12 protein-coding genes are annotated in these 16,980 nt (G+C 62.2%); 11 read left to right on the top strand and 1 reads right to left on the bottom strand.

Annotated features, from left to right (window positions below):
- Nucleotide 1: 1 nt before the first annotated feature.
- The 11 genes from ACTQ1Z_RS04695 (at nucleotide 2) to ACTQ1Z_RS04645 (ending at nucleotide 15,258) form a co-directional block, all read left to right on the top strand.
- Nucleotides 2-1,054: an ABC transporter ATP-binding protein gene (locus tag ACTQ1Z_RS04695; protein ID WP_320680125.1), complete on the top strand. Its 1,053-nt coding sequence runs from the start codon at nucleotides 2-4 to the stop codon at nucleotides 1,052-1,054.
- Nucleotides 1,055-2,047, top strand: coding sequence for an ABC transporter ATP-binding protein (locus tag ACTQ1Z_RS04690; protein WP_293814279.1), 993 nt, complete (start codon nucleotides 1,055-1,057; stop codon nucleotides 2,045-2,047).
- Nucleotides 2,048-2,168: 121 nt separating this feature from the next.
- The gene (locus ACTQ1Z_RS04685) at nucleotides 2,169-3,431 is read left to right on the top strand and encodes a M20 family metallopeptidase (protein WP_441859122.1); all 1,263 of its coding nucleotides are present in this window, start codon (nucleotides 2,169-2,171) and stop codon (nucleotides 3,429-3,431) included.
- Nucleotides 3,432-4,919 carry a S10 family peptidase gene (locus ACTQ1Z_RS04680; RefSeq protein ID WP_441859120.1) on the top strand — a complete coding sequence of 496 codons (1,488 nt, stop codon included), beginning with the start codon at nucleotides 3,432-3,434 and terminating at the stop codon, nucleotides 4,917-4,919. It begins immediately after the preceding gene.
- Nucleotides 4,920-4,928: 9 nt separating this feature from the next.
- Nucleotides 4,929-5,636 carry a hypothetical protein gene (locus ACTQ1Z_RS04675; RefSeq protein WP_441859118.1) on the top strand — a complete coding sequence of 236 codons (708 nt, stop codon included), beginning with the start codon at nucleotides 4,929-4,931 and terminating at the stop codon, nucleotides 5,634-5,636.
- A 909-nt stretch (nucleotides 5,637-6,545) separates the two neighbouring features.
- Nucleotides 6,546-7,655: a hypothetical protein gene (locus ACTQ1Z_RS04670; RefSeq protein ID WP_441859116.1), complete on the top strand. Its 1,110-nt coding sequence runs from the start codon at nucleotides 6,546-6,548 to the stop codon at nucleotides 7,653-7,655.
- A 508-nt stretch (nucleotides 7,656-8,163) separates the two neighbouring features.
- Nucleotides 8,164-9,240: a phenylalanine--tRNA ligase subunit alpha gene (pheS, locus tag ACTQ1Z_RS04665; protein ID WP_441859114.1), complete on the top strand. Its 1,077-nt coding sequence runs from the start codon at nucleotides 8,164-8,166 to the stop codon at nucleotides 9,238-9,240.
- Nucleotides 9,241-9,388: 148 nt separating this feature from the next.
- The gene (gene pheT, locus ACTQ1Z_RS04660; RefSeq protein ID WP_441859112.1) at nucleotides 9,389-11,851 is read left to right on the top strand and encodes a phenylalanine--tRNA ligase subunit beta; all 2,463 of its coding nucleotides are present in this window, start codon (nucleotides 9,389-9,391) and stop codon (nucleotides 11,849-11,851) included.
- A gap of 138 nt (nucleotides 11,852-11,989) precedes the next feature.
- Complete coding sequence (locus tag ACTQ1Z_RS04655) at nucleotides 11,990-12,805, top strand: hypothetical protein (RefSeq protein ID WP_441859110.1); 816 nt, start codon at nucleotides 11,990-11,992, stop codon at nucleotides 12,803-12,805.
- A 365-nt stretch (nucleotides 12,806-13,170) separates the two neighbouring features.
- Entirely contained in the window at nucleotides 13,171-13,905 is a 735-nt protein-coding gene (locus ACTQ1Z_RS04650) for a GntR family transcriptional regulator (protein ID WP_320680136.1), read from the top strand.
- A 201-nt stretch (nucleotides 13,906-14,106) separates the two neighbouring features.
- Nucleotides 14,107-15,258 (top strand): iron-containing alcohol dehydrogenase family protein, encoded by a 1,152-nt coding sequence (locus ACTQ1Z_RS04645; RefSeq protein WP_441859108.1) that lies wholly within the window; start codon nucleotides 14,107-14,109, stop codon nucleotides 15,256-15,258.
- A 189-nt stretch (nucleotides 15,259-15,447) separates the two neighbouring features.
- Here ACTQ1Z_RS04645 and pyk read toward each other — a convergent pair whose 3' ends face one another.
- Nucleotides 15,448-16,929 carry a pyruvate kinase gene (pyk, locus tag ACTQ1Z_RS04640; RefSeq protein WP_441859107.1) on the bottom strand — a complete coding sequence of 494 codons (1,482 nt, stop codon included), beginning with the start codon at nucleotides 16,927-16,929 and terminating at the stop codon, nucleotides 15,448-15,450.
- Nucleotides 16,930-16,980: the final 51 nt, after the last annotated feature.

Below are 16,980 nucleotides of genomic sequence, written 5' to 3'. Positions count from 1 at the left end.
TATGAGCGAGAACAACTCTCAGGCTACCGAGACCAGCGCGGCTACCGAGCAGGTCTCGGAGCATCTTGTTGAGGTCCATGACCTTAAGACGTACTTCCACACGGCTGCCGGCGTAGCCAAGGCCGTCGACGGTGTGAGCTTCACGCTCGATCGTGGCAAGACGCTTGCCATCGTCGGTGAGTCTGGCTCCGGCAAGTCCGTCACCTCGAGCTCTCTGATGCACCTTCTGCCCAAGACCGGTAAGATCGAGGGCGGAAGCGTCATGTTCGACGGCAAGGACATTGTGCATGCCACCGAGGCGGAGCTCCGCGAGCTTCGTGGCAAGGACATCTCGATGATCTTCCAGGACCCGATGACGGCCCTTGATCCGGTGTTCAAGGTTGGCACCCAGATGATCGAGAACATCCGCCTGCATGACGGACTCGACAAGGAGGCCGCGCGCGAGCGTGCTATCGAGATGTTGAAGCTCGTGAGCATCCCCAACCCCGAGAAGCGTATGGATTCGTATCCGTACGAGCTTTCCGGTGGTATGTGTCAGCGCGTCATGATTGCCATGGCAATGAGCTGCCACCCCAAGTTCATCATCGCCGACGAGCCCACCACCGCCCTTGACGTGACGGTGCAGGCCCAGGTCCTGAGCCTGCTCAAGGGCCTTCAGGACACGCTCAACACGGGCATTCTCCTCATCACGCACAACCTCGGCATCGTCTGGCAGATGGCTGATGACGTCATGGTCATGTATGCGGGCCGCACCTGCGAGTATGCCCCCATGGAGGAGCTCTACGCCAATCCGCTGCACCCCTATACCTGGGGCCTGCTGGATTCCATGCCCAAGCTCTCCGATAAGGCGAAGACCGATCTCAAGACCATTCCGGGTGTTCCGCCCGACCTGAGGCTCACCGGCACCTGCTGCAACTTCTACAACCGTTGCCCCTACGCTTGTGAGAAGTGCAAGCATGAGGTTCCGCCGCTGGTCGAGGTCAAGCCTGGCCACTTCGTGGCGTGCCACAGGCAGAACGGCGAGGAGAGCCTCGTTCGTGGGGAGGCGAACTAAATGGCCAACGATAATGTGATTCTTGGCATCAAGAACCTTAACAAGGAGTTCCGTCTTCGCGGCGACGGCCTCTTCGGCAAGCCTCAGACGCTTCATGCGCTGTCCGGTGTTTCGCTTGATGTCTATGAGGGTGAGACCCTCGGCATCATCGGCGAGTCCGGTTGTGGCAAGTCGACCCTCGGCCGCTGCATCGTTGGTCTCCATGAGCCCACGAGCGGCGAGATCATCTATAACGGCCAGGACATCTCCAAGCTTAAGGGTGCTGCGCGCAAGCCTGTGCACAAGGATCTCCAGATGATCTTCCAGGACTCCTATTCGAGTCTTGATCCTCGCTTTACCGCGGCGGCTTCCATCGAGGAGCCGATGGTCATCCATGGCATCGAGCCTGATGCCGCGAAGCGCCAGCAGAAGGTCCTCGACCTCATGAAGGAGGTCGGCCTCGATATCCAGCACCTGCAGCGCTACCCGCATGAGTTCTCCGGCGGCCAGCGTCAGCGCATTAACGTTGCTCGCGCCCTTTCGCTCGATCCGAAGATCATCGTGTGCGACGAGCCCGTCTCCGCGCTTGACGTGTCGATTCAGGCCCAGGTCCTGAACCTCTTCCGTCGCCTTCAGCGCGAGCGTGGCCTGACGTACATCTTCATCAGCCACGACCTGTCGGTGGTCAAGCACATCTCTGACCGCGTTGCCATCATGTACCTCGGCCGCGTCATGGAGATCTCGCCTGCCCACAGCATCTACGAGAACCCGCTGCACCCTTACACGAAGGCTCTGCTCTCGGCCATCCCGCCCGAGAATCCCTTCGAGCGTCATCCCGAGATGAAACTTGAGGGCGAGATTCCCAGCCCGGTTGGCGAGCAGGTCGGCTGTCCGTTGGCCGGTCGTTGTCCCAACGCCACGGAGCGCTGCCACCACGAGCGTCCTGCGCTCATGGAGGTGGAGGACAATCATCGCGTCGCGTGCTTCCTCTATCACGATAAGGTCGCGGAGTAGGTCTATTATCTTGGGGCCAGTCGTTTCCGGCTGGTCCCTTTCTGTTTGTTTGCAAGTCTTGCGTTTGTCTAATGGCTGGTGTGCCGTGGACCGGCATGCCTTGAGGGAAGGCGGAACCGAAGTGTCGGTTACGAAGGAGCAGCTTCACGAGGCTGTACTTGCTCACCAGGACGATCTGCTCAAGCTTTGCCAGCAGCTCATCCAGATCAAGAACCAGAGCCCGATTGATGACCAGGAGCCCGCTATCAAGTTCGTTCGTGACTACCTTGCCGAGCACGGCATCGAGTCTGAGCGCCTCGTTGCGGACAGTGGCGAGGACTACCCTGTCGTCTATGCTCGCATTGGCTCCGATGAGGGCTTCCGCGTCGTCCTGAACGGTCACGTTGACGTCGTGCCCGTCGGCAATCTTGATGGCTGGGACTTCGATCCGTTCGGCGGCGAGATCCGCGACGGCAAGATGCTCGGCCGCGGTACCTCCGACATGAAGTGCGGCCTCGCGGTCCTGCTCTTCTCGATGGCCATGCTGAACGAGGCTGACGTTAACCTCAAGGGCGATATCCGTCTGCACGTCGTCTGCGATGAGGAGATTGCCGGCTCTGGCACCAAGTGGTTCTGCGAGAACGGCTATGCCGACGGCGCCGATGCCGTCATGATCGGCGAGCCCACCGGCCACGACACGATTGAGATTGGTCAGAAGGGCATCCTCCACCTCACGTTTACCGCTCATGGCGTGCCCGGCCACGGCTCGACCGGCAACTACAAGGGCGATAACGCCATCAACAAGCTTGCGAAGGTCATCCCCTTCATCGATGAGATCACCGCTGTTCCCGGTCACTATGACGAGTCCCAGGCTCGCGCCGTCAAGAACTCGCGCACCATCGCCGAGCGCACGATCGGCACCCCGGGCGTCGGCAACGTCATCGACCACTGCTCCACCAACGTCGGCATCATTCAGGGTGGCGGCAAGATCAACCAGGTGCCGGACTTTGCCTCCTGCAGCGTCGACGTTCGCCTGCCGTATGGCTGCAAGCACGAGGAAGTCGTTGCTGCGGTCGATGCCCTGATCGCCAAGAGCGGTGTCGAGGGCGTCGAGGCCAGCTATAACTGGATCGCCGAGGGCAACTACACCGACGACGAGTCCAAGCTGGTCACGAGCCTCAAGAAGAACATCGAGGACGTCTGGAACGAGGAGTGCCTGCCGGCTTACCAGTGGGCGAGCTCTGACGCCGCGCACTACCGTGCGCTCGGCGCCCCGACGATCCAGTTTGGCCCGGCCAACAACGAGGGCATCCACGGCTACAACGAGGATGTCGACGTTATCGATATCGTTCACTCGGCGGAAATCTACATGCTGTCGCTCTGCGACATGCTGGGGGTGGAGTAAATGACTGACGAGAAGTGCTGCTGCGGTATGGACGCTGCGACTGACGCCAACGCCGTTCCCGAGGCGAAGCGCACCGAGGGCTTGGTTTGGCAGTATGGCGACGAGCGCATCGAGTACGCCGCCGCCGCTGGTCACCTCGACATCTATGACCCCGAGCGTGTGCTCGAGGGCAAGATGTTCAACGTGAACTACGTTGCCTCCAGCGTTAACGGCGAGGCCGTGGACTCCTCCAAGCGCCCCGTGACGTTTGCCTACAACGGCGGCCCGGGCTCCGCGTCCGTGCCCATCAACTTTGGTGGCCTTGGCCCGAAGCGTGTCGTGAGCGATGGCGAGAAGTTCGCGAGCGCCTCCTATGAGGTCGTCGACAACCCTGGCACGCTCCTGCGCGAGACGGACCTCGTGTTCCTGGACGCTCTGGGCACCGGCTGGTCTTTCGTCGCTGATGGCTATGACAAGAAGCGCGTCTACGGCCTTGAGGAGGATGCGCGTACGTTCTGCCGTGCCATCGTTCGTTGGCTTGATGAGAACAACCGCTGGGACAGCCCCCTCTACATCTATGGTGAGTCCTACGGCACCATGCGCTCCTCCGTCCTCATGCGCTATCTCGGCGAGGCTGGCGTGCCGCTGGCCGGCGTCGTGATGCTCTCTGCGTACTTTGACTGGTCGCAGAACCTGCCGGGCAATGACCTGTACTACCTCGGCATGCTCCCGAGCTTCGCCTCGACGGCCCAGCACTTTGGCGTCACGGGCCAGGGCGTCGACGTTGACGAGTGGTTCGATGAGGCGAGCGAGTTCACCGCGAACGAGTATGCCCCGTCTCTCATGAAGGGCGACCGCATCGACCCGGAGGAGAAGCGCCGCATCGCCGAGAAGATGGAGCACTACATCGGCATCCCCGCGGACTTCCTGCTCGCTCACAACAACCGCATCGAGCTCGAGGACTTCCGCGCGAACATCGTGCGCGACCGTGGCCTGATGTGTGGCCGTCTCGATATGCGCTACACCGAGACCATGACGCTGCCCGTGCAGCGCAACACTTTCTACTTCGCCTGCGAGGATCCGGCGTCCCACGCTCTCGAGAAGGTCTGGTACGGCGCGTTCCGTAGCTTCCTCCGCAGCACGCTTGGTTACGTCAACCCCGCCGAGTACCGTCTGTCCGTCTGGAGCGAGATCGGTATCGGTTGGAACTGGGTCCACGACGAGCCCGGCATGGACGACACCAAGACCGCCGCTCCCAACCTCGCGTTCGACATCGCCACGGCACTCCGTCGTAGCCCGACGACCAAGCTTGCCATCCTCGGTGGCCGCTATGACGCCGCGACTCCCTGGTGGAACATGGACCACACGATGTCGCAGCTGTTCCTCCCGGCAGAGCTCAAGAGCCGCATCACCTACCACCGCTATGGCTGCGGTCACATGGCATACACCGATGTCCCGACCCTCATGCAGATGGTCGACGACATGCGCGAGTTCTACGCCGCGGAGTAGGTTGCCCTTATGGATGTGAGGACGCTAGGGATCGTTCTGGTTATCGTGGCCCTTCTCGGCAGCGTCGCGGGGAGGCTCGTCAGGGGTCGTGCCGTCTCAAAGGCACAAGACCAATTCATGGCGGGGGACTTCGAGGGAATGATCAAGACCCTCGATGGCGCTGCGGCGAAGACGGGCCTTCCGCCGTTCAACCTCCACTACATGCGTCTCAACGGTTTTGAGGCAATGCAGGATGTCGAGGGTGAGAAGGCCGAGCTCAACGTGCTGTTGCGTATGCGCTGCACCGACGTGCAACGTCGGCTGGTGCTTGCTCGCGCGATGAACTTCTACGAGATGCAGAAGGATCGCGAGGGTGCCGAGCACGTGCTTGAGCTTATGGAGAGCTTCGAGGACAAGGATTTGCTCCGCGACGCGCGCCAGACGTTCGCCATCGTGTTCAAGAACAGCTTCGCGCACATCGCCGAGATGGAGCACCAGCTTGCGGATGCGGAGCCGGACGAGAAGGCGAGGCTCAACTACTTCTTGTCTCTCCAGTACGAGAACAAGGGAGATGAGGCTCGAGCCAAGGAGCATCTCGACCGGGTCATGTCCGTCTTTGGCATCAGTTCCGAGGACGCGGCGGCTTCCGATGAGGAGGCCCCAATGCCCGCTGACGAGCAGGCTGATTCCAGCGAGGACACCACTGCAGATGCGGATGATGCCTCGAGCGAGAAGTAGGGTTCGGCTCGCGTGGACTAGAGGCCGACAGTCTCAAAGACACCAAGAGGGGCGCGTGGCAAAGCCGCGCGCCCCTCTTCTCCTAAATCGCTGCTTACGAGCGAGTCGAGTTGGGACGATCGCGAGCAGAAGGGGAATGTCCGCCGTAGACAGACGGGACGGAGCCCGTGTCGGCGAGCCGTTCCGACTATCCGCGAGACCGAATGGCTCTCCTTCGAATGTCCTTCCGCCGTATTTGGTGGCATGATGCCTGGTCGGCGAGTCGTTCCGGCTTTCGCGAGACCGAAATGGGCCGGAAGGCGGTCTGTGGAGGGCCAATTGCGGTTACGATGGGGGAGCCTGACAACGAATTTGAGATTCTGCGGCTCGTTTTTGCCTTTTCGTAAGCAATGAGCAACCGCCAACTGGGGTTTTATTTGTGATGGCAAGAGTGAGATATTAGATTCGAGGGCCAAAATGCCGTTTTTCAGCCGCAGAATCTCAAATCCTTTGTACGCGTGGCGGTGGCAAGCCCCAAATTATGCCGAAATCAGACGTATGACCGCCGTTGTAGGGGAATCACAAGTTTCTTGCGGGCTGCGTGGGTTGCCTCTGATGCTTAGCGTAAGCGATTGGCTTGCGTCCATACGTATGAGGCAGCCCTCCTGAAATCGGAAGCTGCCACATGGTCGGTTCGGGAGAGGGTGGCCGCGCCGGAGGCTATGCGCGAAAGCGCCTACCACGGCTGCCGAGAGGCTCAATTGGGCGTACCGTCAATCGAGCAAATTGGTAACCGGACCGCGTCTTTGTCAGATTTCGGGCTCTGTGGCTAGGGGCGCTTACACTCACTTCAACGAAGCGTCGTGCGGGTGCGGCTCGATGGTCTACGCGCATGGGATGGCACATCGGTCGCGCCCGAGGAGGAGCCATATGACAGACAAGGCGATAGTGCTTGCTGGGAAGTCGCTTGACGTTGTCATGCCGCTGATCCGCTCGGGCAGGCTTCTCGCCCGGCCGACCGACATCTGCCATCTCCCGCCGGACCGATGCGCCTCCCGGATGAGTGACCTTCTCTCGATCAACCTAGGCCAGCTTGCAAGCCTCATCGACGTCAGTGAGGACCGTCCGCTCCACGTTGCCGTAACGGATGCCCGCCTCAGGCATCGCGTTCCAGGATTCGAGTTCTCGACGTTTCCGGAGGAGTTTCCGAAAGGGACGCTCCTGGAGATAGCGCCGGGCATTTTGGCCCCGTCTTTCGAATGCTACTTCCTCCTGAAAGCGCGCGACCTCTCGTTTGAAAAGCTCGTGCTTCTGGGCATCGAACTCTCCGGCCGTTACGCGCACACGCGAATGGATGACGCGTCAACTGCCTGCGAGTTCCTCGTCGACCCGGTGACGAGTTCCCGGGAGCTGTCACGCTATATCGAGTCATGCGCGGGCATGACGGGCTCGCGCCCCGCTCGCGCGGCGGTGCCTTGGGTCCTTGATAACGCGTATTCCCCGCGCGAGGCCGTGATCGCCCTCGAACAGTGCCTGCCGCCGAAGCGCGGGGGCCGCGGGTATCCGAGGCCGATACTGAACGCGGAGATCTCCGTTCCCCCGAGCATGCGGCACCTTGTCGCTCGCGACACCTTCACGCCCGACGTCTATTGGCCGGAGCTGCTCGACGTGGAATACGATGGCGGCTATCACAACGAAGAAGCGCAGGTGGAGAGGGATAAGGCCCGTGTCGCGGATATCCAGGCAATGGGAATCGCAGTCATCTCGGCGACTAAGCTCACGTTGTCCACGTGCGAGCGCGCCGAGCTGCTGGGGCGTCAGATCGGCTCATGCCTCGCCAAGGGCGTCGGGCGTCCAATGAGGAGGCGAAACGCAAAGCTAGACTCCCTCGAGCGTGTGTCGGAAAGGGCGGCGTTGCATGCGCGGCTCATGGATGCGGCGGGTTCCTCGCTGTCACGGGGAAGCGCGCGAGAGGACGTGCCCTGGGGTTTCACGGGCGACGATGGCGAGGCGTGGTCGAAGTGGGAGCTATCGGCGTAGGCATGGCCCGTGGTGCGCCGTAAACGCTTCGCGTGCCGCGAGCGCTGCGATCGAATCGCATGCCGTGACCGCGCCGCGCGTCGCGCCGGGTCGCAAACGCGCGCCGCGCCGCCAAAGCTCCCTGTGCCACGGGCGCACCGCGCGTAGCTGTGCTAATATTCTTCCTTAGGCAATGACGGAGAGGTTTGGCTGTCGCGTCGCCAGCGGATAAGAGATGGGACCCACCGGCTGAGAGGTCCCTCCAAGGTTGACGGCCAGAGTTCACTCCACCAGCCGCGAACTGAAAGCGCCATGCGTCAACGTACGCGCAAGTAGGGGAGCCGTCCGCCCCACGAGACGGGGAGAAGAGCGGGTACGTCGGGCAAGACATCCGGCGGCCAAGCAAGGTGGTACCGCGGAGACTCATCCGCCCTTGCTCGCAAGAAGGCGAGCGAGGGCGGTTTTTTTGTCGCGCACTCTCGCCAAGGAAGGCGGGCGCGAGCCCGCGAACGAAAGGGGCATGAAAGGCATGACGATCATTGACGACCTCAAGGCCATCGAGGCCGAGGCGCACAAGGGCATCGGCGGCGTCGCCGACCTTGCCGAGCTCGACCGCGTTCGCGTCGCGGTGACGGGCAAGAAAGGTTCTCTCACCGGTGTCCTCCGCCAGATGGGCCAGCTCTCTCCGGAGGACCGTCCGAAGGTGGGCAAGCTCGCCAACGAGGTGCGCTCCCGCATCGAGGCCGCCCTCGAGGAGCGCAAGCACGAGCTCGAGCACGCGGCCCTCGAGGCGCGCATCGCCGCCGACTCGGTCGACGTGACGCTTCCCGGTCGTGTCCCGTCCGTGGGCACGCAGCACCTCATCTCGCAGATCATCGAGGAGATTGAGCAAATCTTCTGCGGCATGGGTTACACCGTCGAGGACGGTCCCTACATTGAGACCAGCTATTACAACTTCACCGCGCTGAACGCGCCGCTCGACCACCCGAGCCGTAGCGCCCGTGACACCTTCTATGTCGAGGACAACAATCCTGGCAGCCTCGATCACTCCGAGGTCCACGCCAACGGCGAGTCTGACATCCTCCTGCGCACGCAGACCTCCGGCGTCCAGGCTCACACGATGGAGGCTCAGAAGCCGCCCATCTACATGATCTGCCCGGGCACCGTCTTCCGTCCCGACACGCCCGATGCGTGCCACCTCCCCCAGTTCAACCAGATCGAGGGCCTCGTTGTGGATGAGGGCATCACCTTCGGCGATCTCAAGGGAACCCTCGACTACTTCTGCCGCGAGATGTTCGGTAAGGACCGAGCCACGCGCTACCGTCCCCACTTCTTCCCGTTCACCGAGCCCTCCTGCGAGGTTGACGTGTCCTGCGGCGTTTGTGGTGGCAAGGGTTGCCGCTTCTGCAAGAACACCGGCTGGCTTGAGATTCTCGGCTGCGGCATGGTCGACCCGAACGTTCTCGACAACTGCGGCATCGATCATGAGAAGTACACCGGCTTCGCCTTCGGCATTGGCGCCGAGCGCGTCGCCGCTCTCCGCTACGACCTGCCTGACCTGCGCATGCTGATGACGGGAGATATGCGTTTCCTCTCCCAGTTCTAACCCCCAGGCTTTCCACAGCACCCAATCTGGCCGCTCAAACCGTCGCTCGCGTGCCTTGGCACGCTTCGCTCCTCTTTCGCGACCATCTCGGGCACTGTGAAAACCCTGGTTTAACCCCGTATTTTCTGCGCTATAGAAAGGTATTCACATGCGCATCTCATATGAGTGGCTCGGCTCCATGGTCGACCTTCCGGCCGATCCCAAGGTCCTGTACCGCGAGCTCATCCGCACCGGCACCGAGGTCGAGACAATCGAGCGCGTTGGTGCCGATCTCGACCATGTCGTCGTTGGCCAGGTCGTCTCGAAGCAGCCGCACCCGGATTCTGACCACATGTGGCTTTGCAAGGTCTCCGTTGGCGTCAAGAACGTCGACGCGGACGGCAACCCCGTTCCGCTGCAGATCGTCTGCGGTGCCCAGAACTTCGAGGAGGGCGACAAGATCGTCGTCGCGATGATTGGCGCGGTACTCCCCGGTGACTTCAAGATCAAGAAGAGCAAGCTTCGTGGCGTGGAGTCCTGTGGCATGAACTGCTCTGCTCGCGAGCTCGGTCTCGGTGGCGACCACTCCGGCATCATGATCCTTCCCGAGGACGCTCCCGTGGGCATGGACTTCGCCGAGTACCGTGGCCTGTCCGATACCGTTCTTGACTGCGAGATCACGCCCAACCGTCCGGACTGCCTCTCCTATGTGGGCATGGCTACCGAGGTCGGCGCGGTTCTCGACGAGGACACGCACATCGAGCTTCCTGCGATTCAGCACGAGGAGGGCCCCAAGTCCTCTGACCTCGTCGATGTGCGCATCGACGCTCCCGAGCTCTGCTCTCGCTACGTGGCCCGCGTCGTCCGTGGCGTTAAGATCGGCCCGTCCCCGGACTGGCTCGCACGTCGCGTCATCGCCGCTGGCAGCCGTCCCATCAACAACGTCGTGGACGTCACCAACTACGTGATGTACCTCACCGGCCAGCCGCTGCACGCCTTCGACCTCGGAAAGCTCTCCGAGCGCGACGGCCGTCGTCACGTCGTTGTCCGCGCCGCTCGCGATGGCGAGGAGCTCACCACGCTCGACAGCGAGGAGCGTAAGCTCACGAGCGACATGGCCGTCATCACCGACGACGGCGAGCGCCCCATCGCCCTCGCCGGCGTCATGGGTGGCCTCAACTCCGAGATTGACGACACCACCGTTGACGTCCTTCTCGAGAGTGCCTGCTTTGACAAGAGCCACATCTCCCGCACGAGTCGCAATCTCAACCTCATGAGCGAGGCCTCCATTCGCTACGAGCGCCAGGTCGACGCCGCCAATTGCGAGGAAGTCTCTGACATCGCGGCCGCCCTCTTCGAGAGCTGCTGTGGCGCCACCGTCTGCCGTGGCCGCGTTGACGTCTATCCCGTTCCCGTCGAGGCCGTCTGCATCACCCTTCGCGGCGATCGCGTCCGCGCCGTGTGCGGAGCCCCCATCACCAACGAGGAGATCTCCCACCTGCTCGAGCGCCTTGGCTGCGCCGTCGTTCCGCAGAAGGGCGGCAATGACTTCGAGGTCGTGGCGCCCACTTCTCGCCCGGACCTCACCCGTGAGGCCGATCTCATCGAGGAGGTCCTTCGCCTGTGGGGCATGGACCGCGTCGAGCCGACGCTCCCCGGCGCCAAGAACCACCACGGTGGCCTCACGGTCGATCAGCGGCGCACGCAGCTCATCGGTCGCACGCTGCGCTCCTGCGGCCTCTCGGAGACCTTTACCTACTGCTTCGCGGAAGACGGTGACCTCGAGCGTGCAAAGATCACCGAGACTGGCCGTGGCGTGCCCGTTCGCATCATGAACCCGCTGCTCGCCAACAATTCCGAGATGCGTCGCTCGATTCTCCCGGGCCTTCTCCGCTCCGTCGCCTACAACCTCGACCACGGCGTCGAGAACGTCGCCCTCTACGAGCAGGGCCGCGTGTTCTTTGGTCATGCGAAGCGCACGCTTCCCGACGAGCCCCGCTACGTCTGCGGTGTGCTTTCCGGTGCTTGGGGCGAGGACGGCTGGAACCAGAAGCACGAGAAGCTCGACTTCTTCGATGCGAAGGGCATCGTCGAGCGTCTGCTCTCCGCGCTTCGCATCACGAAGGTTCGCTTCAAGCCGGCTGATGCCGAGGAGTACACCTGGTTGCAGCCTGGTCGCGCGGCCGAGGTCTATGCCGGCGGCGAGCTCATCGGCTGGGTGGGCAACGTCCATCCCGTGAGTCTCGATGCCTTTGGCATTGACGCGGACGTCATTGCCTTCGAACTCTCCGAGTCGCATCTCCTGCGTCTTGCCCAGCGCGAGCTGCCGTATGTCGACGTGCCCACGCTTCCCGCCATCACGCACGACCTTGCGATTGTCGTTGACGAGAGCGTCACGTGCGAGACCCTCATGCAGCGTCTGACCAGCGCTGGCGGTAAGCTGCTCGAGAGCGCCCGTCTCTTTGACGTCTATCGTGACCCGGTGCGTGTGGGCCTCGGCAAGAAGTCGATGGCCTTCCAGCTCACCTATCGCTCGAACGACCACACGCTCACGAGCGAGGAGGTCGAGCGTGCGCACGCGAAGGTCGTGAAGAAGGTCTGTGCCTCTACGGGCGGCGAGGTGCGCTCCTAGAGCGACGGAGCGAGACCCGAGATTCGATGACGTTTGGCTTGCGATAGGCGCGGACGTCGTTGCTCGATAGAATTCCCGAAAGTTAGGGGGTCGTCACATTTGTGGCGGCCCCCTTCGCGTGCGTGCTACCATGGGCCTATGCCTAGTTGGAACGTACATACCGCCCATGTTCAGCGTCTGCTCAAGGAGGGGACAGCCTCCTCCTTTGGCATCCGTGACGTCGATGCATTTCTGTTTGGCAACTATGTGCCAGATGTATACGTAGGCTATATGCTGCCGCATCCTTCCGGCATTCTGCCGTATGCGCTCACCCACTTCGCGGACCCATGTGCCATCCCCATTCCTCGCGAGCGCGAGTTCTGGGATCTCTACGTAGAGCCTACCCTCGAGATTCCTGCGGATGTGCCCATTGGCCCTGCTGCCATTACGGTGGAGGAGGGCGTGAGGATCTCCCGTGCGGGTGGATCCTTCATCATTCCGGCTAGCCAGCCAGCGCACAACGAGGTGGCGAAGCGCCTGTCCCACCCTGACTATCGTGCAAGCGACGTCGTGCTGGGTGCCTGGGCGCATCTGCTCTGCGACAGCGTCTATAACACGGCTACGCATGCTTGGCTCGAGCGCTACCACGTGCCAACGGGCGAGGCGACTCGCATTCGCAAACAGGGAGATTTCGACAAGTTTGGGCGTACCCTGCCCATCACGCTGACCTGCGAGGCAACCGCCGCGGTGCTTGCCCAGGCGGCGGAGTTTCCGCAGTATGCGCTCCGCGAGCGGGACGTAAGGCGTTCCGTTGACGTGGCGCGCGGCATTGTCGAGGATAACCAGCGCAACCATATTGATGGCACACCTGAGTACAGCCTGTTCACCAGCGATTTCTTCTTTGAGGTATTTGAGCATGCGACCGAGCTGCTCGTCGAGCGCCTGAGTGACTACGCGAGGCGCGTCTCGGCGTAGGGCTATTGGCCCGGTTCCGCGCGTCTGTCACGACGAAGTTGACCACTCCGTCTACGGCGAAGTTGACCATCCCGTCCACGGCGAAGTTGACCATCCCGTCTATTTGAAGACATGCTTCTGGCGAGGTTGACCATTCGTTACTTGCCTGAGTATTACGTCTCCTGTTGCGTATACGCTTGCTTGCCCAATAAAGAACTACTACTAAAACCGCAGGTAGAGTTTGGTTGACTAGTCGTGTAATTTTGGCCTAACCAATTGCGTGGAGTTCAACTTCGGGGTTACACTTCAGTCAGAACTAGTCAAGTTGCTGGGAGCCGTAGAGCGCTCCTGACGCCGGGCGCTTGGCACTCATGGGAAGGCACGCAATGGCTGACTTCGAGAAGAAGGACACCTCGCTGCTCTACGTGCAGGTAGCAGACTATGTTCGTGAGAAGATTTATTCCAAGGAGTGGGGTGTTGATGAACGCATCCCGTCCGAGCACGAGCTAATGGCCATGCTCCACCTCTCTCGCGGTACCGTTCAGAAGGGCATTCGCTCACTTGTCGAGGAGGGCCTGCTCGTTCAACAGCGTGGTCGCGGCACCTTCGTGATCCAGCCGGTCATGGCTCGTCCCTCGGGCAACAAGCTCCACTCGTTCGCGGAATCTATGAACGAGCAGGGCATCGAGTACGTGACCCGTGTGGTTGAGAAGCGCATTGACCGTGCCAACCGCGTCTGCGCGCAGAACCTCGACATTGCGGAGGGGTCAACTTTTCTCTACCTCATGCGCGTCCGCTCCGTTGCGGAGCAGCCCGTCATGCTCATCGAGAGCCGCATTAACCTTGAGCCGTGCCCTGGTCTCGAGAACGTCGACTTTGAGCGCGAGGGTCTGTTCGATGCCGTCGAGCGCACGAGTGGCCAGCCCGTTGGGGATGCGGAGATGACGTACAGCGCTCGCGCCGCGGGCAAGAGGCGTGGCCGCTGGCTCGAGTGCGGCGAGCGTTCTCCCGTGCTTGACCTCGACCAGCTCGTACGCCTCGAGGACGGTACACCCGTGGAGTGGGGTAGCGTCTGGCTCCCCGCGAACCGCTGCGTGATCAGCTCCGTTCGCACGAGGTAATGGCCTTATAAACAGCGTGTTTGCCGCGCTCTCTTTTGATTCTCCTTTGATGTCGCCGCCGGGATTGTTAATCCTTGACGGCGACATTTCTCATACCCAACAACGCCTTTCTCCAAGAGGGCTGGGCTTGTCTTGACTGTCATCATCGGGGGAAGGACATGCATGGAGCTTACGACTATCAACTAACTGCCCAGCTACACCGTGGGTGTTGATGCCTATAAGGCAGCGCCCGAGGTCACGCGCCGCTTCGGGCGCAAGGCCGTCGTGATTGGCGGAAAGACCGCTATGGAGAAGGCCGGCCCGCGCCTCTCGGACGCTCTTGAGGGTACGGACGTCGAGATACTCGGCTTCATCTGGTATGGCGGCCAGTCCACGCACGCGTCGGCTGCTCGAATCGCCCAGGATCCGCGTGTCGCCGAGGCTGACATGGTCTTTGGCATGGGCGGCGGCCGCGCCATCGACGAGAGCAAGGAGATCGCGGAGCTCGCTGGCAAGCCCCTCTTCACGTTCCCCACCGTCGCCTCGAACTGCGCTCCCGTGACGGCGATCGGTGTCTTCTACAAGGAGGATGGCTCGGTCGATAACTACTTCCTGCCCAAGGAGCCGCCCATCCACTCCTTCATCGACACGAAGGTCATCTCGGAGAGCCCTGACGACTACTTCTGGGCGGGCATCGGAGACGCACTCTCCAAACAGCCTGAGGTCGAGCTTTCGAGCCGAGACCTCGACTTGCCCCACACACCGCTCATGGGTCGTGCGCTCGCGGTGTCGTGCGAGCGCCCGCTGCTCGACTATTCCGAGAAGGCCCTCGCGGATAAGCGCGCGGGTGAGTCGAGCTATGAGTTCGAGCAGATCGTCCTCGACATCATCGTCTCCACGGGCCTCGTCTCGAACATGACGACGAACCTCGGTGCCGCCGAGGGCACCTACTACTTCAATTCGAGCACGGCGCATGCCTTCTATAACGCCTATACGGGCATGGGGAAGGCCGCGGAGCGCCATCTTCACGGAGAGGTCGTCTCGTTTGGCGTGCTCGTTCTCAAGGCGTTTGATGACCAGACAGAGAGTCTCGTCGAGTACGCGGCGCTTAACCGCACCCTTGGTCTCACGGTTACCCTGGGCGAGCTTGAGTGCGGCGAGGATGCGCTTGAGGGAATCGTCGAGCGCGCTCAAAAGACCAACGAGTGGGGCCGCGCTCCCTATGGCTTCACTCCCGAGCGATTCAAGATCGCCATTCTCGACGCGGACGCGTATGGCAGGGCCCTCCTTGCCGGGGACGCCGCGGGCCAGGCCAGGGCGCTTGAGGCGGTTCATGCGCATCGTTGCGTGGAGCCCACGCCCCGTAAGCTCTAGAGGCGTCGAGTCCGCTTGCATACGCGCGTTCGCGCAAACAGCTAGCTCGACACACGAAAGGCGCCCCGAACCTGATGGCTCGGGGCGCCTTGTTGTCACTTGGGAGCGACTGATTCGCGTTGCGACCTGTGTCGCGGCTTTTGGCCTAGTGGCTTTGCGCTAGCCGCCTGCGGCTCTTTGGTGCGAGGCTTACAGCTCGTGCTTGTTGCCAGCGACAGCTGCGTCGCCAGAGGGAACCTGCGCCACGAGCAGCATGTTCGTGGACGTGATGTAGTCGCCCTGGGACGGCGCGGTGTGCGGATCACCGGCAGTGACGCAGACGAGGTCGCCCTCGTTCACGAGGCCCTTCTTGTGGATGAGATCGAGGGCCTGGCGGACGGTCACGTCAATGGCGCCCTGGGCGGTGCCGGGAAGGACGGTGACGCCCCAGTAGAAGCAGCACTTGCGGACGGTCTCATCGTGCGGGGACACGGCATAGATAGGCAGCTTCGGGCGGAAGTTGGAGATGAGGCGAGCAGTGCGGCCGCTCTCGGTGGGGGCGACGATGCACTTGGCGCCCACGCGGTTGGCGGTGGTCACAGCGGCGAAGCCGATGGAGCCGTTGACGTCACGGACGCCGCCGCGCTCGTGGTAGCTGTGGCGCTCGGGCAGGAACTGCTCGGTCTCGCGGCAGATAGAGGCCATCATCTTCACAGCCTCGACCGGGTACTTGCCAGCGGCGGTCTCGCCGGAGAGCATGACGCAGTCCGTGCCGTCCATGACGGCGTTGGCGACGTCGTTGACCTCGGCGCGCGTCGGGCGCGGGTTGCGGATCATGGAGTCGAGCATCTGGGTGGCGGTGATGACCGGCTTGTAGGCGGCGTTGCACTTGCGGATCATTTCCTTCTGCGCGTGCGGCACCTTCTCGGGCGGGATCTCGATACCGAGGTCACCACGGGCGACCATGCAGCCGGAGGCGTGGGCCAGGATGTCGTCGAAATTCTCGATGCCGAGGGCGCACTCGATCTTCGGGTAGATCGAGACGTTGTCGCGGCCGTGCTCGTGGCAGATCTGGCGAATCTCCTCGACGCCCTTACCGTCGCGGATGAAGGAGGCGGCGATCGCGTCGATGCCGACCTCGCAACCGAAGATGATGTCCTCGCGGTCGCGGTCAGTCACCGCGGGGAGGGAGATGTCGACGCCGGGGATGTTGACACCCTTGCGCTCGCCCAGGTCGCCGGAGTTGGCGAGGGTGCAGTGGATGTCGGTGCCGTCGATGGAGTCGACGTCAAACTCAAGCAGGCCATCGTCAATCAGGATACGGTCGCCCGGCTTGATCTCGTTGGGGAGGTTCTTGAAGTCGAGGGAGAAACGCTCGTGGTTGCCGATGACGTCGTCATCAGTGGTGATGATGGTCTTGTCGCCGGTCTCGAAGTGGACCTTCTCGCCGTTCTCGAGCACGCCGGTGCGGACCTCGGGGCCCTTGGTGTCGAGCATGATGGCGACGGGGATGCCAAGCTCGGCAGAGACCTTGCGGACGCGCTCGACGCCGGCACGGTGGTAATCGTGGGAGCCGTGGGAGAAGTTGAAGCGGGCGACGTTCATGCCGGCCTTGATGAGCTCGGCGAGGACGGCCTCGTCTTCGGTGGCCGGACCCATGGTGCAGACGATCTTGGTCTTCTTGGACTGCATTTCTTTCCTTTCGCGTGACGAATGCCGGACCCCATGCCTGACATTCGGGGG

This window comes from Parolsenella sp. LCP21S3_E11 (genome assembly GCF_052118165.1).
Classification (GTDB): Bacteria; Actinomycetota; Coriobacteriia; order Coriobacteriales; family Atopobiaceae; genus Parolsenella.
Note: the sequence above shows the minus strand (reverse complement) of the source record. Positions and strands in the feature narration are given on the sequence as shown.